At 70.8% G+C, this 18,614-nt stretch carries 15 protein-coding genes; 9 read left to right on the plus strand and 6 right to left on the minus strand.

The annotated features are described in order from the left end of the window. Nucleotides 1–23 precede the first annotated feature (23 nt). The 3 genes from ABZ404_RS27090 to ABZ404_RS27100 all read left to right on the plus strand — a co-directional run bounded on the left by ABZ404_RS27090 (nt 24) and on the right by ABZ404_RS27100 (nt 2,262). Nucleotides 24–1,160, plus strand: a complete 1,137-nt coding sequence (locus ABZ404_RS27090; protein ID WP_358990979.1) for a competence protein CoiA family protein — start codon at nt 24–26, stop codon at nt 1,158–1,160. 14 nt (nt 1,161–1,174) lie between these two features. Then, nucleotides 1,175–1,330, plus strand: coding sequence for a hypothetical protein (locus tag ABZ404_RS27095; RefSeq protein ID WP_358990982.1), 156 nt, complete (start codon nt 1,175–1,177; stop codon nt 1,328–1,330). Between the two features lie 284 nt (nt 1,331–1,614). Next, a complete protein-coding gene (locus ABZ404_RS27100; RefSeq protein WP_358834808.1) occupies nt 1,615–2,262 on the plus strand; it encodes a M48 family metalloprotease in 648 nt (215 codons plus the stop codon). A 687-nt stretch (nt 2,263–2,949) separates the two neighbouring features. Here ABZ404_RS27100 and ABZ404_RS27105 read toward each other — a convergent pair. Together ABZ404_RS27105 and ABZ404_RS27110 are read right to left on the minus strand one after the other, a co-directional pair. Next, the gene (locus ABZ404_RS27105; protein WP_358834806.1) at nt 2,950–3,483 is read right to left on the minus strand and encodes a hypothetical protein; all 534 of its coding nucleotides are present in this window, start codon (nt 3,481–3,483) and stop codon (nt 2,950–2,952) included. A 116-nt stretch (nt 3,484–3,599) separates the two neighbouring features. Beyond that, on the minus strand, nt 3,600–4,520 hold the full coding sequence (locus tag ABZ404_RS27110) for a hypothetical protein (RefSeq protein ID WP_358834805.1): 921 nt from the start codon (nt 4,518–4,520) through the stop codon (nt 3,600–3,602). Between the two features lie 524 nt (nt 4,521–5,044). On the opposite strand from ABZ404_RS27110, the gene ABZ404_RS27115 reads away from it, so the two are divergent. Next, nucleotides 5,045–6,523, plus strand: coding sequence for a hypothetical protein (locus tag ABZ404_RS27115; RefSeq protein WP_358834804.1), 1,479 nt, complete (start codon nt 5,045–5,047; stop codon nt 6,521–6,523). A gap of 77 nt (nt 6,524–6,600) precedes the next feature. On the opposite strand, the gene ABZ404_RS27120 is transcribed toward ABZ404_RS27115, so the two are convergent. Continuing rightward, a complete protein-coding gene (locus ABZ404_RS27120; RefSeq protein ID WP_358834803.1) occupies nt 6,601–7,347 on the minus strand; it encodes a hypothetical protein in 747 nt (248 codons plus the stop codon). A gap of 335 nt (nt 7,348–7,682) precedes the next feature. On the opposite strand from ABZ404_RS27120, the gene ABZ404_RS27125 reads away from it, so the two are divergent. Beyond that, nucleotides 7,683–8,309, plus strand: coding sequence for a GNAT family N-acetyltransferase (locus ABZ404_RS27125; protein ID WP_358834802.1), 627 nt, complete (start codon nt 7,683–7,685; stop codon nt 8,307–8,309). 22 nt (nt 8,310–8,331) lie between these two features. Here ABZ404_RS27125 and ABZ404_RS27130 read toward each other — a convergent pair whose 3' ends face one another. Beyond that, a complete protein-coding gene (locus ABZ404_RS27130) occupies nt 8,332–8,994 on the minus strand; it encodes a hypothetical protein (RefSeq protein WP_358834801.1) in 663 nt (220 codons plus the stop codon). 123 nt (nt 8,995–9,117) lie between these two features. Here ABZ404_RS27130 and ABZ404_RS27135 point away from each other — a divergent pair, with 123 nt between their 5' ends. The 4 genes from ABZ404_RS27135 (at nt 9,118) to ABZ404_RS27150 (ending at nt 13,790) form a co-directional block, all read left to right on the plus strand. Then, nucleotides 9,118–10,104, plus strand: coding sequence for a TnsA-like heteromeric transposase endonuclease subunit (locus tag ABZ404_RS27135; RefSeq protein ID WP_358834800.1), 987 nt, complete (start codon nt 9,118–9,120; stop codon nt 10,102–10,104). A gap of 399 nt (nt 10,105–10,503) precedes the next feature. Continuing rightward, nucleotides 10,504–10,860 carry a hypothetical protein gene (locus tag ABZ404_RS27140; protein ID WP_358834799.1) on the plus strand — a complete coding sequence of 119 codons (357 nt, stop codon included), beginning with the start codon at nt 10,504–10,506 and terminating at the stop codon, nt 10,858–10,860. After that, on the plus strand, nt 10,857–12,575 hold the full coding sequence (locus tag ABZ404_RS27145; RefSeq protein ID WP_358834798.1) for a hypothetical protein: 1,719 nt from the start codon (nt 10,857–10,859) through the stop codon (nt 12,573–12,575). Before ABZ404_RS27140 ends, ABZ404_RS27145 begins: the two co-directional genes overlap by 4 nt. A 30-nt stretch (nt 12,576–12,605) precedes the next feature. Further along, nucleotides 12,606–13,790: a hypothetical protein gene (locus tag ABZ404_RS27150; RefSeq protein ID WP_358834797.1), complete on the plus strand. Its 1,185-nt coding sequence runs from the start codon at nt 12,606–12,608 to the stop codon at nt 13,788–13,790. Nucleotides 13,791–14,085: 295 nt separating this feature from the next. Here the strand turns inward: ABZ404_RS27150 and ABZ404_RS27155 are convergent, their stop codons facing one another. After that, complete coding sequence (locus ABZ404_RS27155; RefSeq protein WP_358834796.1) at nt 14,086–15,156, minus strand: hypothetical protein; 1,071 nt, start codon at nt 15,154–15,156, stop codon at nt 14,086–14,088. Beyond that, nucleotides 15,153–18,608, minus strand: coding sequence for a DNA polymerase III subunit alpha (gene dnaE, locus ABZ404_RS27160; RefSeq protein WP_358834795.1), 3,456 nt, complete (start codon nt 18,606–18,608; stop codon nt 15,153–15,155). The genes ABZ404_RS27155 and dnaE overlap by 4 nt, the downstream gene beginning before the upstream one ends. Nucleotides 18,609–18,614 lie beyond the last annotated feature (6 nt).

Raw genomic sequence — 18,614 nt, forward strand, 5'->3', positions numbered from 1 at the left:
ATTCAGAACGACGGGGGCAGCGCATGGCAGCGGACGATCTGCTGGTGGTCGGGCTCGACCTGGACACCGGCCGCCACGTCCACATCGAGGACCGGCCGATGGACCAGTGGCGCACGCTGGGCTACCGCCACCGCGAGAGCCTGGTGTGCGCGGCCTGCTTCCTCGGCCTGGACGGAGTACCGGCGGGCACGAGCGTCCCGCTGATCCCGCGGGGCAGGATCGGCGGCGCCCGGCGCCACCACTTCGCGCACCCGCCGCACATGGCCCCGCCAGGCGGCCACCACCCCGAAACGCTCTGGCACCTGGAGGCCAAGGCTCAGCTCGAACGGTGGGCGCGCTCGCTGCCCTACGTCACCGAGGTCCGCCAGGAGCAGTGGATTCCCGGCCGCGAGCGCCGCGCCGACGTCCACGTCCGCCTCGCCGACGGCTCCCGCCTCGCCCTGGAGGCCCAAAGCAGCCTGATCACCGACTCGTTGTGGCAGCAGCGCCACCGGGACTACGCCGTCGCCGGCATCCGCGACATCTGGTTCATGCGCCCGGGAACGGCCCTGCCCCACGTCCTGCTCGCCGAGCAGAGCGCGGTGTGCATCCTCGACCTCGCCGACCGTCAGGTCCGCATCCTGTGGGGCCACCCCCACCCGCGCACCGGCCGCTGGTGGGAGAGCGAGGACCTGTCCCGCTACGCCCTGCACCACCCGCCCTGCGCGGGGGACGACCTCCACGAGGAGACCGTCCCCCTGGCCCAACTCGGCCTCAACAGCCGTGGCCTGGTGCTGTCCGAGGACCTGGAGCACAAGCTCACCGCCGAGCACCAAGGCATCCGCCACAAGGCGGCCGAGGCTCGCCGCCAGGCCGAGCAGGACAACCAGCGCGCCCACCAACTGGCCGCCCGAGCCGGACACCACCGCGCGGCCCCTTCCCCGACACCCCCCTCGCGCCCTGCCCGCCCCGTCCGCCGCGCCGCGCCGCCGCGGCCTCGCTGCGCGGTGTGCGGCGGACGCCTGGCCGACGTCCTCGCCCGCTACGGCGTGCACATCTCGATCCGCACCGCCGACGGCTGGGTCGACTGCCTCGACCAACCCTGCGCAGCCCCACGTCCACAGCCGGTCCCAGCCGAGCCCGCACACACCCCCGCCGCGCCCGCTCCGCACGCCGCCTGACCCCGGGAGCCTCCATGAACATCACGCTGATCCGAAGGAGCACGCCCGCTCCGTACGCCTCCGGGCCGTGGGAGCCTGACGAGTTCGGCGCCGCCCGCCCCGCGCACCGGCAGCCCCCCGCTTTCGTGCAGCACGAGCGCACCGCGCTGCCCGGCCGCGCGGGGCGGTGAGGCACTCGATGGGCTGGATACGAGCTCGGTTCTGGAGCCACTTCGTTGTTGTTTGGATGCTGACGGTCGCGGTCGTCACACAGTGGGGGAGCGGGCCCCACCTGGGACTCCACGCACTTCCCATGGCCGTGATCGCCAGCTGGGCCTGGGCGGTTCACTGCGCCAGCGACCGACGCACTGAGGTAGCCGAGGGGTTCAGGGCCCAGCACCTCACCTGGAACAGCCTCCTGCGGACCGGCCCCCTGAACGCCCCAAGTCCTCTCTACAGAACGACCGTTCAGCGGATGCAGAACATCGAGCGGCACCTGCAGGGCGTGGCCCGCGCCCACCGCCTGCAGCGGCTGACCATCGCGTTCAGCGACGGCTGGGACCCGGCCGGCGACGGGAACGAGGCCGCCTCCCTGCGTGACGGGCGCCGGGCCCATGTGTGGCTGGGCAGCAACTGGGTCGGCCCGGGCGACACCGACCACCTGCCCGCCGTCCTCGAGCACGAGCTCGGCCACATCCTGCGTCGCGACAACGAGCGCTCGACCGTCCTCCAGGCCGTGGGAGTGCTCCTGACGGTCCTGGCGGCCGCGTGGCTGCCCCTGGCTGTCGCCGTCCTGGTGGCCGCAGCCCTCCGGCTGCTGTACACCTGCTGGGTCTGGCACAGCGAACTCGCCTGCGACGCCTGCGCCGTGCGCACCTGCGGCCGCGATGCCGTGATCGCCCTGTGGGGGCGCAACACCAACCTGCTGCGCACGCTTCCGCAGCCCGCACGCCTCGGACTCGTCCTGCGCGCGGCGAGCACCCACCCCCCGTACCGGCTGCGCACCTGGTGGGCCCAGCGCGTCAACGCACCCGCCGCCCCCGGGACCCATCCCCTCGCCGGGGCGCCAGCACCTACGGCAGGACCCCACCTCTACGCAACGGGCCTGTCGCGTGAGCACTGAGGCACGAGAGAACTCGTGCGCGGTCTACGCTCTCGTCGATCCCCGAGATCAGCGCGTTCGCTACATAGGCCACTCGCAGGCCCCCCGCAAGCGACTCAGCACCCACCGGTACGCCGGGCCCGCGAGCAGCTGGCTGCGCGAGATCGAGGAGGAGACTGGCGAACGCTGGCCTTTCGTCATCCTGCGCACCGGCCTGGGCCGCAAGGAAGCCCGCGAGGCCGAGCGGACAGAGATCTGGCGACATCTGTGGCGAGGGGCACACCTGCTCAACGGCGACTACCCGGACCGACGGCTCTGGGACCAGCGCAGTCTCTTTCCCGGAACTGTGCCCTGGGAGTCCATCCACGCGTGGCGCCGGGCCGTCCAGTCGGTGCCTTGCCCGCAGTGCAAGGCTCAGCCCACGAACCCGTGCGGGGTGTGGCGCGCAGGTTCGGCGGTCGGGCGATTCGCCCGCGACAGAAGACGCGTAGTGATCGAGTTCGAACCCGACGCCAACCACAACCACAGAATCGCCACATACCTGCGGCATCAGTTCTCCGAATGCACGGGCACACTCCGAGCTTCAGGCGACGTCCACGCGGACCAGCTGGAGATACCGATGCCGTACGCGAAGTAGCCGGGCAGGCTTACCTCAGCCTGCTCATCACACTCCCGTAACCGGTCCGCGGAGCGAGAGGGAGTTGTTGCTCAGGCGAGGGTGTCGTGCCAGCGCCGGGCACCGTCGTCCAGGTCGTGCAGGGACGCGCGGAGCTCGTCGGACAGCGGCTCGGGGCGGTCGAGGGCGCGGCGCAGGGCGGCGATGAGCTCGTCGGCGGCCTCGCTCGGATAGAGATCGATCACGCCGAACATCCGGATGCCCAGCGCGGCGCGCAGTTCCTCCAGGTCCTGCGCTTCCCCCGCCCGCGCCACCTCCAGCTCCTCGGGGTAGGCGCCGTGCCGCAGCAGGCCGCGCAGCGGCCGGCTCACGGCGGTGCACGCGCGCCGGACAAGCCGGTGCCCCCGCAGGACTCCCGCCACGGCGGCCAGGCCGACAAACGGGCTGACCAGCCATCCCCGGAAGGCGGCGCTCTGGCTCAGCGCCCAGTCGACGACCACGGCCATCGCGACGACTGCCACCGCGGCCAGGACGGGCACCGCCGCAATCCGCCGGATCCTGCGGCGCCACGGCTGCGGGGCGGCCCCGCCGCTGACGGCCACGGGTATGCGTGCCGTGTGATCCATGGTTGTCGCCCCCTCCCTACGGTTCGTCGATGGTAGGCCACGGCGTAGCGCGTGTCGTACGGGAAGTGCGGTGCCAGTTCTGGTGGATGCTTGCCGGTTGGGCGTGCGTCGGCGTGTCAGCCGGCTGGACCGGCCAGCCACAGCATGGGGGCGCGGCCGGTGCTGGGGGTCTTGGCCGGCGGCCAGTCGGCCGCGGGCTCGGCTCCGGCCATGACGGCGGCGTCGAACGGTGTCGTGCGATCGGAGGCCAACCAATCGGCCGCCGCTACCCAGAAGGCATTCTTCTCGGCGATCAGCTGAGCCGTCTCCTCGACGGCGCTACCCGGTGAAATATCCGGGAGGGTCTCGGTGCCGAGGACCGTGTCGATCCCTGCCTGGAGGGACAGCACGGTTCGGCGGGCGGCCTCCGTCACGGTTCCGCCTTCCAGATGCAGGGGCTGGACGGGGATGCGATCGAGGGCGGCGGTGGGGGCGACGTCCGGTGCGATGCGCAGTTCGGCGCGCTGCTCTCGTTCGTCCCACTCCAGGTGGAGGAAGGCGCCCAGGGCGCCGTTGGGTGCCTCGGAGACGACATAGAGGCCGTGGAGGGGCCAGCGCTGCGGCAGATCTGTGGGCATCCGGTCGCCCGCCTTCCTCAGCTCGAGGACCGTGGCGTCGTGGATGTTGATCATGTGCCGTCCTGCGGCTCGCCATGCTCCGATCGCCTGCAGTCTGGCTGCATCGGCTGCGGCCAGAGCGGCGAGTCCCGGTGCGGTGGCGCCGGGAGCTCGGGTGGTGCGGTGGGGGTAGTGGTCGACAAGGACCTGCTGGACATGGGCTACAGGCAGCCAGCACCAGGTCGGGATGGTGTCGCCGACGGCGTCGCGCGCCTGGTCCAGGCAGTCGAAGACGCCGGGGAACTGTCGCTCGGCCTGCCTCTCCAGCTTCTCCAGCCGTGATGCGGCGGCCCGGTACATTCTGGGCACCCATCGGAATTCCTCGGCCAGTTCGCAGTCTCGGCGCTTGGCGAAGTTCTTGACATACGTGTCGCGATCCATCACTGCCCTCGTGGTCGTGGGGGCGGAACGAAGACGGTTCCGCCCCGCCACTGTGCCGTACGCCACTGACAGGGCTGGCGTCTTCCCGCCAGATCGTGGCTTCAGCCAGAGGCCGGGTACTCGGGCTCACAACCTGCGATCAGCTGGGCGCGTTGCTCGGAGAGCGGCAAACGCCGGGCGATGAAGCTGCCGAACATCGGACCAGATACCGGCGATCAAACGGTCGGGTACAGCAGGTGGGGAAGGTCCTCGGGGCGGCCCTGATCGAGGGTCGTCTGCTCGCTCTCAATGCGGGTTTGACCCCCGCAGCCATTTCGGCAGTCGGTGCCTCGGCACGGCGGCCGGGACACACGTTCGCCCCGGTGGCCCCGGTACCTGTCCTGGTCTCACTGGGCACGCGGGTCCGAGCCCCGCCCGGCACCCCGGCAGACGCAGTGACAAGAGGCATTGCCGCTGGTCACAGGGAATTGTCAGTGCCGCCCGTCATGCTGTCGGTGACGGACCGTGGAGGAGGAGTGGCCGGGATGCCGGACAACAAGGAGTACGCCGTCGCGATCCCCCCGGCGGACGAGGGCGCCGTCAGGCCCTGGAGGAAGCTGCTGCGCGGCCTGGACGAAGACGAGCACGGCGGGATGTGCTGCCGCGGGGACTGGCTCGAGGCCGACGCCTCCTACGAACTCCCCGCCGGCGCGGTGCTCGTGCTGTGCGACCCGCTGCCCGGCGGCGACAGGAAGCGGGTGCGGATCTGGCGCGTGAAGACGGACGGCACGATCAAGGAGGAGCGGGACTCCACCCTCGGCATCCGCAACGCCTTTGGCACCTCGGTACGCGGCACGATGCGCCGCCTGATGGACAAGCACCCACCCCGGCCCGGACCGGTGCGCCAACTCACCGCGGCCCCGGCCCGCGTCAACGAACGCGCCGACACCTGCGGCCTGTGCCGCCAGCCGGTTGCCGCCCGCGAAGGCATCCTGGTCCGCAACGCCCGCGGCTACACCGAGGCCCGCCACCCGGTGGGCCAGTGCCCGCCCCCGCCGCCGCGCACCAATGACTTCCCGCAGGCCTGCGGCCGGTGCGGTGGCTGGCTTGAGCAGGGCGAGGGCATCCTGTACGAGGCCGCGCCGGCCTCGCCCGGCCCGTACGGGAAGGCCCTGATCAAGGCGCGCCACCCGCAGCAGTGCCCGCTGGCCGAGGAGCGCGTCGCGCCGCCGCCTCGCGCGAACGGCCGCGAGCAGGACTGCATGCTGTGCGGCAACCTCGTACCAGCGGGCGCCGGTCTCCTGCTCCGCCAGGGCAGCGGCTGGGAGGTACGCCACCTGGAGAACCAGTGCCCCCCGGCCGAAGAACTGTGGGAGATCCAGCGCGGCGTCCCGGGCCGCTTCCACCCCCGTCCCGAGCGCTGGGGGCCCGCGGGCACCGTGCTGCGCAGCACCCTCTACGACTACCGCCACCCCTTCCCTGACGACGCGCCCGGCTTTCACCGTGTGGGCGAGGGCGAGGTCACCGCGATCGTCACCACGGTCCGCGAGCGGCGACCGGAGTACTGCCGGGACGAAGACGGCAACCAGCCACCGGAGTTGATCGGCGAGGACGGCTGGCACTTCCGCATCCTGGTCCGCCCGGCCACCGCCGAGGAGGCCGCCGACATCCTGGCCGAGGAGGACAAGCGGCAGCGCCGTGCCGCACTGGCCGCGCGGCGACGCAGGCTGTTCGAGCGGGGTGACGACGGCGAGATCCCCGAGACGGCCGACCTGTCCGGCGCCGTGCAGGTCGACTTCGGCGCCCTGCGCTCGCTACACCAGCACTGGCCTGATGACGAGCTGCACGTGGACGAACAGGCCCATGTCGCTTGGTACTTGCGTTACAACGGACACGATGGCGACGACTGGTCCCTGAGTAACTACGGGTCGTTCATCGCCAGGCGGATGCCGCTGACCGAGGAGCGCGCCCGCCTGGTGGCCGACCTGCGCGCCGAGTACACACCGGGCGATGCCCCTGCGTGAAGAAGAACGAGGAGGAGAGGCAGTGCGCGGAGCGGTCCAGGCGGGGCATCGAGCACCGCTTGGCCCCGCGCACTCTCCTACGGGTCCAAGCGGCGGCACGCCGGGAACGCGGGCCCGTCATGGGCGGGATACAGAGCCTCGGGAGCGCCGTCGAGGGCGTGCCACAGCACGGCCCGCGGCTCCCCGCCACCGACCTCGAACAGCCGCGGCCGGCCGTCGGATTCGTCGCGGACCTCCAGGTGCACCTGGCCGTCGATCCCGACGGCGGAGACCAGGCGGGCACGGCGCAGCAGGGCCGAGGCCTCGAACCCGTACAGCGATCGCGACAGCTCCACCGCCCGATCGACGGTCCCGCCCCGCGCGTCGTGCGGCGCCTGGGCCGCCGCGGTGGCCCTCTGCCACTGGCGAGGAAAGGCCCGGTCCAGGACCACCACCGCGCCAGTCGACTCCTCGATGAGCTTCACCCCCTTGGGTGCCGCCTCGACTAGCATCCGCGGCCCCGTCGCTCCCGCACGTCCGGCGCCGGACACGGCGTGCGCCCACGCGGCGAGGTTCGCGCACTCGATGCGCAGCATCAGGTGGTCCGCCATCGGCGTCACGCTGCGGATCCCGAACAACGACCCGGCGTCATGGCGGGCGAAGACCGGCGCGAGCAGGCCGACGAGGAAGGATTCCCACCGCTGCTGCTCGGGTGTCGGAGCGGGGAGGACCGGTACGGGACCCGGGGACGAACTCAGCATCAGCTGGGCGTGGTTGTAGGACTCGCCGGTGGCCTGCTGGCGCAGCCGGACCGCTTCCCCGAGCTGGGCGCGGAACGAGGACATGGCGTCTCCCTGTGGCACTGCCCGGTCAATGCGAGAGAGACAGCACACGGGATGCTGTGGTCAGTAAGTGATGGCGGCGCTGCAGGCCCACGTCTTCTTCTGCCTTCCCGGCACCGATTCCGGGCACGGCACCCCAGCAAGGCTGCGTGGACAGCCGTCGGCACCGTACCTCACCAGAGGCCGACGACGGTGGAGACCCGCCGCCGGTCACGCCGCCCCCATCCCCGCCTTCCGCCGGTGCCCACCAGGAGGCGGACCGACTGTCAGAGCTTCGCGATACAAGAGTGAGGGCACGCCGACCGGCGGGCCGCGATCGCCAGCACGCGAGGACGGACATGGGACGCCAGAAGAAGAACAAGCCCCGCCGAGCAACCCCGGGGCCCCTCACGGTCCGCGACGCGCTCCAGGAGGACATCCCCGGCATCTGCGCCACGATGCCCGACGCCTACGGGCTTATGGGCGGCGCCCCGTGGCGGGACCCCGACTACGTCGCCGCCGGGCTGGCGAGCTGTGCCAAGGGCCTTTCCGGCCGGGAAAAGCTCAAGGTGGTGCGCCTCGGCGAGACCGTTGTGGGCTCCTCCTTCACCCGCCTCGCGCTCGCTCCGGATGGAGCCACGGCGCACACGGAGATCGGCATCATCCACGGCATCGCGGTCCGCCCCGAGAACCGGCGCCAGGGTGCGGCCGCCGCGCTGCTCGCCGAGTGCGAGGAGTACCTGCGCCGCGAGGGCGCACGAGTCATGATCGCCGAAGTGCGGCCCGACGCGGTCGCGTTCTTCAGCGCCCATGGATACGAGACAGCGCCTGGTCCGGCCTTCCTCATTCCCTCCGCCGCGGGAACGTACGTCCACCCGCAGAGCGTCCCCAGCACGACCCTGATGTGGAAGAACCAGTCCGATCGCCCCGTGGTGGCGGAGCCGGCCGCCCGGGGCACGGCCCTGACCGGGGTCCTCGACGCGTGACGCACCGCCCGCCGGGGACGCGTCAGCGGCGGTCCACGGCCGCCTTGAGCTTGGCCTCGACCTCGGGCGGGAGCGGGAGGACAGGCGTGGCGCCCGGGTTGGTCGGCCCCTCGTCACGGACGCCGTCCGGCCCGGCGACGGCCGTCCAGCGGCTGATCTCACGGACCTGGTGGGCGGAGACCTCCCACAGGGAGTGCCCCGCTCCCATGGAGTCCGCGCCGCCCATGTCGAACCAGTTGATCCGCATGTACCCGCCGTATAGGGCCAGCGCCGTCGACATCCACGTCACCGAGACCGGGTCGACGTCGCAGGCCCACCCATCGTGGTGCGGATGCGTCCGGTACTCGAAGTAGCCGAATCCGTCGCGCCGGGCGAACGCGGGCAGCGGGCCGGACGCCGGCACACTGTCGCTACCGTCGCTCGTCAGATACATCTCGCGCGCCGCGCACCCGGGATCGTCACAGGGCACCTCGGTGTCGGACAGCCGCAGCCACAACGCGACCTGCGCGTCGTTCCCGCTCTCGGTGGGCAGCGACCACACCCGCTCGCGACACTGCGACGCCTCGTGATCGCGTAGCCGCCACTGCTCGGGGAACTCATGCGACAGCCGGTGCAGGTAGTGGCCGACCAGCCGCCACGCCTCCTCGGACGACGGGCTGATGGTGTGGGCGGTCTCGGCGTTCATGCCCGGATTCTAGGGCCGCTGAAGGCACCGTCTGCGTGCGTACACCGAGAAAGGGCAGAGCCCTGCACCGTGGATTCGGCAAAGCACGGTACAGCGCAAAACCGGCTCTGCCAGCATGAAAGGGTGACACGAACGAGGGCGCACAAACTCGATGGCGTAGAGATCGGACTGCGGTTCGAGGAAGGGCGACCGGCACAGTGGATGCCCGTCACCGACGTCGACATCCACGAACTTGTCCGCGCAAAACCCTGGCGGCGCCACCTCACCCACCGCGGCGAGCAACTCGACCTCGGGATCTACGCGGCGATCAGCACCGGCCAGAACCCGGTGGCCACGGACGGTATCTGGGAACGCATGGACCTGGCGGACTTCGACCCCACCGTGCGGTCCATGATCGGCCAGCCGTTCAAACTCCGCGCCGAGCAGGGCCCCGGCAAAGCGGGCTACATTCCCGACCTGATGCTGATCAGCAACGACGGCAAGATCACCCTCGTCGACAGCTCTCCGACGGCCGGCGAGCTGTGCCCCTCGGAGCGGGTGCTGGACTGGGCCGAGGAAGTCATCAGCGCCCGGGGCTGGACCTACGAGTGGTGGACGGGCCCCAAGGACGCACAGCACTACACCAATATCAAAGCCTTGGGGGGATTCTGCCGGCCCATGCACCCGGCCCAGCAGGCCCTGATCGAACCCATCCTCGCCCTGTGTGCCGACACGGAACTGCCCATCCACGCAGTAGAGAAGAGCCTCACCAACGAGAAGATGCCTCAGCCCATGGTGCGGGCCGTGATCCAGCACCTGCTGTGGTGGGGCGACCTGACCACCGACCTTCGCCGCCCGATCACCACCGGCACCCGCCTCCGTACCGACGCGGCGGCCCGCAGGCCCGCACCGGACCAGTGGGACGTCGGGATCCGTCTGCTCCTTGGACACGACCGGGGCACCATCGTCCGCTGCGAGGGCGACCAGCTTGTCGTTGACCTGGACCCCTCCGGGTTCGGGCAAGGTGAACGCAGCGTCAACCGCCACGATCTCACCAAAAAGGCCACCGCCCTTCCCACCGCCTACCAGCGCCCGCTTCTTCCGGCCCAGCCGTTCACGGTGCCCCGCTGACCGGCGCCCCGGTCGCATGGCACCGGCTGGGCTCCGGCCGGAGGGAGAGGCCCCGGAACAAAAAGAGAGACCAGCCATACCTGCGCCTGTAAGGGCGCAGAATTACACATGCCCAACTCGTCGGATGGGCTCTGGAGATGGCTGGTCTCGAGATCCAGTTAAGCACACATTTCCCGCCGACGGTCAAGGCACCTTCGCCCACCCCCTCGCGATGGGTTCCCACCGACGACCTGCCGAAGGCCACTCGCGAGCCTGATTCCCGCAGGGTGGGACGCACGAAGAAGAATCCGCGCCCAGCGCACTCACCCCTTGGACCGCACCCCGGATTCGGCTTGTTGGCCGGTGGATCACGACGCAGTCTGCCTGGAGTCCACCGTCCTCATCCGAACGGAGCCGACCATGGCCGAGCCCGGCAGCCCCACAGTCACCTGGGCCGAACGCATGGAGCTCCTCAAGGACTCGGCACAGCAGAGGGTTTTGAACGCGCCGATGCCGCCTGCCGCCATGGAGCAGCTCATCGCCGATGAGAAGGCCGATGTGTTGGGCCAGTTCGAGGGCAGCCCGGTGCGCTACATGGGCCGGTGGTGGCGGCGCAACGAAGAGGGCTGGGTGGCGCTCGACGAAGCCGCATCCGCGCAACTCGACCTCCACGCCGAGCGCTACCGGGCCGCGACCGCGGCAGTCGGCGCATTTCCCGAAGGGGACGCCCGGCTCGGCGAGATACCGCCCGCCCAGCTCGAGGCGGGGGCAGCGTGAACAACGCACAGTACGGGGCGCCGCAGCACGAGCTCAACGTCCTCAGCAGCCTGCTGCGCGATGGCTCCGCGGCGCGCCAACTCGTCGACTGGAACCGCAGCGGCGGGCCCCAGTACTGGCTCAGGCCAGACCACTTCCAGACGACCTGGCTCGGCGACGCCTACGAGGCACTGGTGCCCGACGGGCTCGCCGACATCGAGCAGCGGCTACAGGCCTACCCGGGTGCCGATCGGGCACAGGTCGCTGCCGACGCTCTCACCGCCCGGATGATGACCCTCTACCAGCAGCGCGCCGCGGCGGGCGACGCCAACGCACAGTGGGCCGTCAACCAGGCGTACTACACCCACTCGGATTTCTGGGCAGGCCTCCACGGCACCTTCCGCCAGCTGGCACAGCTCACCTGGCCGGCCAACCCTGAGCACGCCCGCCATGACGCCTACGTCACTGCCCGCGCAGCCCAGCACCCCTCCACCACCGAGAACGTCCCATTCGAACTGGCCCGCCCACGGGGCTACGACAATGACGCGCGCTCTAGGGAACTGGCGGTCATCGGGGCGGTCCTCAACGACGCGACACGAGCCCAGCAGTTCCGGTACTCCCCACAGAGCCCCGACGCATCGCCCTACTGGCTCCAGCCCCAGGACTTCGGTGACCCCGCGACCGCCGAGATCTGGGACGCCCTCGTTACGGGCCCGGACCCCGCCATCGCGCTGCCGGCGGCCTCCGATCCCAACCTCACACCGCAACAGCGTGCTGCGGCGATGATCCAGCACATCACCACACGTCTGACCTACAACGACCACCACCGCTCCACCGGTGACCCTGCAGCCCAGGCCCGCCTGGACGCCAACGTCAGCCAGAACATCGGCGCCTGGTTGGCCTATGCGAGCTCCCCGGACTTCCGCCCAGATCCCAACGCTCCGGACTTCAGCCCGAACCCCGACAACGCCGCCCGGTACGCGGTCACCTTCATCCTCGAGCCGAGCATTCCCGCCGCCGTCGAGGACCTGGCCGGCCGCGTCCGCGACTACGGACTGTCCGACGCCTCCCTGGGCCAGGTCGGCCTCGAGCTCAGCACTACCGAGTACGCCCTGGACCAACTCGCCGAGCGTCTCGACAACGCCCCCCGCACCCTCGCCGGATACAGCACACCGGATCAGACCGCAAAGCCAGCACCGGAGCAGAGCGAGGGGCAACCGAGCTACACCTCCGTGCCCACCGAACGCCGTGTCCTGATCTCGCTCATGCAGGATCCAAGCCAGCTGTACCAGGACGGCCCCACCCGCTCCCTCGCCGAACAGGACTTCACCCAACCCGAGCACCGCTACCTCTACAAGGCCATCCAGTCACTGCCGCCGGATGCCGTCCAGGACCGTTGGCTGCTGAACAACCAGGCCCAGCAACTGGCCCGATACGACGGAGCCCCACCGCTGGACTTTCGTGAGCTCGACAACATCGGGCTTGCCGCGCGCACACTGAAGGTCGCCCCCGCCGACCAGGGGGCCGGCCACCTCGTCACCATGACGGTCCGCCGCACCGCACGCGACGCCAGCACCGCGGTCGAGGCGGCCGCGCGTGAGACGCTCGACCCACGCACCCTTATCGACCAGAGCCGCGAACAGTTCCAGCAGGCCACCCGCGAGGCACTGCGCTACCACGAGCAGTCCGTCCCGGAGCCCACCCCCTACAACACGCAGCGGGCGAACGTCGCGTGACACCGACCGCCGCAACCAGCGGAGCGCCCAATGGCTGCTGACGAGCCCCATGCCCGGGGATCGGGCGGTGACGCCGCCCGATTTCCGGGGGACAACGTCCAAAGCGCCATCGCGTGGTTCACCGAGGACCACTCCCGCACCCGCCAGACCATCGAGCACCCCGACGGCACGATCGCTCCAGGGCAGCTCCTCGAATCTGCCCGCTTCGACGTACAGGTCAACGGGCTCCTGGACGGGCAGGACGCAGAGCGGGCCCAGGCCCAGGCCCTCGTCCACGCCCAGGCCGAGTGGCTCATCCGCAGAATGCCAAGCGACCACCACCCGCTGTCCCTGGACAGCGCCCAACAGGCCGGCCGGGCCTGGGGAATCCTGATCACCTCCGACACCGATGTCCTGCCTGACCAAGACGTGCTCACAGAAGTGAGTGAGCGCACCAAGATCTCCAGGCGCGCGGCCGAGGAGATCCGTGACCAGGCCCGGGGCGTCAGCGCCGCCTACAACCGGGCCGACCTGCTCATCCCATACGACAACGCTCCGGACGAGGTCCTCATCACTGACTGGAACCGGCTCGCCGCCTGCGGCCCCGAGCTTCCCGAGGCAGCCGAACGCGCCGAGGACGTGCTGGAACTGCTCACCGCCCGACTCACCGGCACCGACGAACACGACTGGATGGAGGCCACCGCGCAACACGCCGCGCAGGTCTACGCCAGCGTCATCCGCGCACAGCCACTCCTGGCCGTCGCCGCTGCGGTGATCCCCAGCCGAAGTCATCCCGATTCCGAAGCCGACCAGGTGCGCCTGGTCGAGCTCGCCCGGCTAGGCCACCTCGCCATGACCGCCACCGCGGCCGCCCGGGCCCGGGCGGTGCAGGAGTGGGTCGGGCCGGATGGCGCGGCCGCGCCGGATCGGAACACGACCAGGACCTTGGAGGCGGCAGCTCCTGGGGCGCGCTCCCTGCTGGCACTGAACGAGTCGCTGGCCACCCTCGATCCGGCCCTGGCCTCGCCCGCCTTCACCGCACTGGACCCACAACGGCTCGCGCAGGTCGTCGACGCGATCGGCCAGATGTCCGCCAAGATGAGAACGGTTCTCCGCGGGAGCGGTGATCTTCCCTCGGTATCCCGCGAGCAGCCTGCCCCGCAACGGCCCCAGCACCAGCAGCCCCCCACCCCCGGCCAGAACCCGGGAGGCGCCACCCCGAGGGCTGCGCCCTGAAGGGCGCGGCTCCGACGAAGGCCGTCCGGCCAGTGACGGAACCGCATTCCCCAGGCGTCGCGCTGGGTGCCGGGAGGGCGCGGGAGGGAGAGGACATCGCAGGCTCCACGGCGCCTTCCGCGCCTTGGGTCGCTGTCCAGGTCGGCGCATCCCACACTTGCGTCACCGGCGCTGTGCGAACGGCCACTGCGGCCAAACGCCTGTCGGCCTGCACCGCGTTCGGGCGCTTCGCTGGCTGTCCGCTCTGAATTGCACTGACCCCTATTCAGGCCTACACGGACATTGGGCTGTGCAGCTACAGCGCTCGGTGTTGATGCGGATGGTCGTGGCCGCTGCCGTCCTGTTGCTGCGCCGTCCGGGGGCGGGAGCTGATGGCGAGGGTGGCAGGGTAGAGGACCTGGTGGCCGTAGCGGGCTCGGGCGCGGTCGGCGACTGCTTCGATGGCGAGGGGCTTGTCGTCGCCGACGTCGAGGGTGAGCTGCCGAGTGGCGTGCTCATCGGGGCGCAGACCATCGGCGCGCAGTGCGATAGCGCGGACCCGAGCGCGCTGGAGGCCGAGAGAGTTGTAGACCGTGTAGGCGGTGCGGGCCAGGAGGACGGTGTGCTGGGTGGCCTCGGGCAGGGTGCGGCTGCGGCGGGTGGAGCTCGCATCGGCGTACCGGACAGTGCAGGTCACGCCGGTGGCGATCTGGCCGGAGGTGCGCAGGCGGGCGCCGAGGTCGTCAGCGAGGGCGAGCAGGGCACGCCGGTGCTGGGCGGGGTTGAGTTCGTCGCGGTCGAAGCCGTGCTCGCTGCTCAAACTGGCCGGTGTGGGTGTGGGGTCGACGATGGTGGTGTCGTATCCGTGGGCGCGTTCGTGGAGGGTGCGGCCCGCTCGGGCGCCGAGCAGGCGTTGCAGGGTGAGCTGGGGGACGTCGGCGACGTCGCCGACGGTGTGCAGCCCGTAGTCCGACAGCGTCGCTGCCGCTCGGGCTCCTACGCCCGGCAGCTCGCGGACCGGCCGTGGCCGCAGAAAAGCCATGACTGCTTCGGGGGAGTCGGCGATGACCAGGCGCCGGCCGGGCGCGGTGAGCGCGCACGCCATCGCGGCGAGCATCCGGCTGGGCGCCGCCCCCGCAGAACCATGGATGCCGAAGTAGGCGAGGATCCGCAGCTGAATAAGCTCGGTCAAGGCGCGCGCGTCGCGCTGGAAGTAGGGGAGGGCGCCCGTCAGGTCGAGGACGGCACTGTCTGGCTCGATCATCTGCACGCGCGGGGTGATGTCCTCCAGCAGGCGGCGCAGCTGCTCCGGCAATTCGACGTCATGGCCTGGCGGCATCTCAAAGCGCAGGTGAAGGATGCTGCGGCTGCTGCGGGTGGCGTTCATCCGGCACTTCCTTGACTACGGTGGCCGAGCCGTCGCAAGTCCGCCGAGCGCGTGCCAGCCGGCTCGAGATCGGCATAGGGATGGAGCCTCGCTCCCGCGGTGCCGTCGGCGAGGGTCCGTTGCGGCATCGGGGCGGTGGGCTGGGCGGGTGTCGGTGCGGGGGAGGGGCGGCCGAGGAGGTCGAGGGCGGCCTGCGGGCCATGGTCGCGGCGGGCGGCGGCCACCTCATCCAGGTCCCATACCGCCTGCCCGACCACAGTGCGCCGCGGCCCCCGAGCCTCCACCGTTCCCCGCACGAGCAGAAGCCCGCTGTGGAACACGGTGTGGGCGCAGGCCTCGTGGGAGTCCTCGAAGAACGCGATGTCCACCAAGCCCGAGCCGTCTTCCAGCGTCACGAAGATCACCCGCTTCCCGGACGGGATCGGTGGCGTCTGTGTGGAGGCCCGGACGCCGGCGACCAGCACCGTTTGGCCGGGAACCAGGCCCTTCAGGTGGGCTGCATCGATCGCGCCGAACTCGCGCAGCAGCCGGTGGTGGTGGTCCATCAGGTGATGCGTGACGTCGATCGACAGGGTTTCCAGCTCCGCGCTCAGCTTGTCGCGCCCGCTCATCTCCGGCAGACCGCTCGGCTGCGCGGTCATCAGCTCCCCGCCCAGCGGCAGTTGCCCCTCGCCGGCCTGGCGGTTGCGGGACTGGCGGTGCAGCTCGGTCGCCTGCAGCAGCAGGTCCCGCCGTGTCAGATCACCCGCGAGCGGGCCGAGCGCGCCGATCCGGATCAAGCGCTGGGCCAGCGGCAGGGACGGGCGGGCCCGCTGCCACAGATCCTGCAGACCCGTGTACGGCTGCCCGGCGACCAGCCTCTCGATCTCACCCTCGTTGATGCCCTTGACGGTAGAGAACGCCAGCCGCACTCCCCACCCTTGGTCGGTCTTCTCCACGCGGTGCTGGGCGCCGGACGTATTGACGTCGACTGGCAGGACGGGCACGCCGTGGCGGCGGGCATCAGCGACGATCACGCGGCGATCCCACATCCCGGGGTCGTGCTCCAGAAGTCCGGCATACAGGAAGGCGGGGTAGTGGGCTTTGAGGTAGGCGGACTGCAGGGCCGGCACGGCGAAGGCCACGGCGTGCGCCCGGCAAAAGCCATAGGCCCCGAACTGGGAGATGATCTTCCACACTTCGTCCAGGACGTCCTTGGCGTAGCCGCGTTCGCCGGCCGTGCGGCGGAACCATGCTTCGACCTTCGGCAGCCGGTCGGGGTCGGCCAGGGCACGGCGGGCGACGTCGCCCGCCGCTCGGTCGCAGCCCGTCATCTTGGCGAGAATCGCGATGATCTGTTCGTGCCAGATGACGACGCCGTAGGTGTCGTTGAGTACGGGCTCCAGGTCGGGGTGCGGGTACCGGGGTGTCGCGCCGTGCCGGGCCGCGATGAAGAGGGCCGGCATGCCGCCCTTGACCGGACCCGGCCGGAACAGGCTGATGTCTGCGACAACGTCCTGCATGTGGCGGGGCTGGAGTCTGCCCACCAGGTCCTGCTGGCCGGGGGACTCGAGCTGGAAGAGGCCCACCGTGTCCGAGGCCTGGATCATCTCGAAGGCCAGGCGGTCGTTGAGGTCGACGTGGTCGGGGTTGTCCAGGTCGATGACGCGGCCGGTGGCCCGGTGGATCTCGGCGACCGCGTGGGCCATGGAGCTCTGCATCCGCACACCGAGCACATCGAGCTTCAGCAGGCCGAGGTCTTCGACATCTTCTTTGTCGGCCTGCAACATCGCGTAGCCGGCCGGAGTCGGCTGCACCGGGACGCGGTCCAGCAGCGACGCGTTGGAGATGATCACTCCGCAGGGGTGCATGGCGTACGCGCGCGGCAGCGCCTCCAGACCCTCCGCAAGCTCCCACAACGGCCCGAACTGCTCTGCTTGGCCTGCGAGTTGCCGAAGTTCTGGCAGCTCGGCGAGGGCGCTGCGGATGTCCCGGGCCCGGATGTGCGGAAAGCTCTTGGCGATGTCCCCGATGACTTGGGGCGGGATGCCGAGGGCGAGTCCGGTGTCGCGCAGGGCGTGCCGAGCCCGGTAGGTCTCGGGCATCCCGGTGACCGCGGTCCGCTCCTTCCCGAACCGGGCGATGATCGCGTCGTACACCTCCAGCCGCCGCTCCGACTCCACATCGAGGTCGATATCAGGCAACGACGTGCGCCGCTCGGAGAGGAACCGCTCAAAAAGCAGCCGGTGCTGCAGCGGATTGGCCGTGGCGACGAACAACGCGTGATTGACCATGGAGCCCGCGCCGGAGCCGCGGGCGGCCACCCGGATCCCAATCGCTCGGGTGTCGGCAACGACCTGCGCCACGGCAAGGAAGTATCCCTCGAAACCGAGCCGCCCGATGACGTCCAGCTCGTAGTCGAGCTGCCGGACGGCGGCATCGTCGCGGTCCAGGTTGCGAGCAATCATCCCGGCATCGCAGCGCTGGCGCAGCAACCGCATCGCCGCCCCCGACTCTGCTCCGGCGCCCACCACGGACGGCTCGGGAAAGTGCGGCCGCCCCATTCCCAGATCGGCCGGGGTCAACGTGCACGCCTGGCCGGTCGACTCGGTCTCGGCCAGCAGGCGACCGGCCAGCGCCCGGTCATCACCGACAGCGCGGGCGATCCGCTCGGCGGCCACCGCCATCCCCTCAGCCCCCTTCAGCCAGCGCTCGCCGCTGTCCAGATGCCGGCGGTCGATCGGCCGAAGCAGGCGGGCGGCGTCCAAGACGTCGGCGACGCGGTGCTGGCCGGGGTCCGCGTAGCGGACCGCATTGGACAGCACGGTTCGGACACCAAGCTGCTCACCCAGACCCACGGTGCGCGCCGCCAGCCGCAGCGAACCCGCACCCGTACCCTCCAACCCCAGATACACGGCCTCGAGCCGCAGCCGGTCACCCACCAGCTCGCGCCACGGCACGAGCAGCTGCTCGGCGAGGTCGGGGCGTCCAGCGGACAGCGCCCGCACCGGCTCAGCAGCCGGACCGAGCAACACGACCAGGTCCTCATCCGTATACGCGCGCAGCGCTGGCCACGACACGACCGGGAAACCATCGGCTTCTCCGTGCGCTGTGGACACCAGCCGCGACAGCCGCGCCCACCCCGACAGGTTCTGCGCGAGCAGCGTGATGCGCAGCGGCGGTTCGATCACGTGCGCACCGCCGCGCGCCGGCGTCCTTGAACGGCCGGCAGCGGGGGGCGGTGCGGTGAGTGGGGCGACGGCCACGTCGACACCGAAGATCGGCCGGATCCCGGCGGCCGCGGCGGCCTTGGCGAAGCGGACCGTGCCCGCGACGGTGTCCCGGTCGGTCAGCGCCAGCGTCGACATCCCGCGCTCAGCAGCGCGCTGAACGAGGGTGGCGGGCAGGGATGCGCCGTAGCGGGCCGAGTAGCCGGAGGCGACATGCAGATGAGTAAATCCACCGCTCGACACCTCCTA

Source organism: Streptomyces sp. NPDC005878 (assembly GCF_040629815.1).
In the GTDB taxonomy this organism is placed as follows: Bacteria; Actinomycetota; Actinomycetes; order Streptomycetales; family Streptomycetaceae; genus Streptomyces.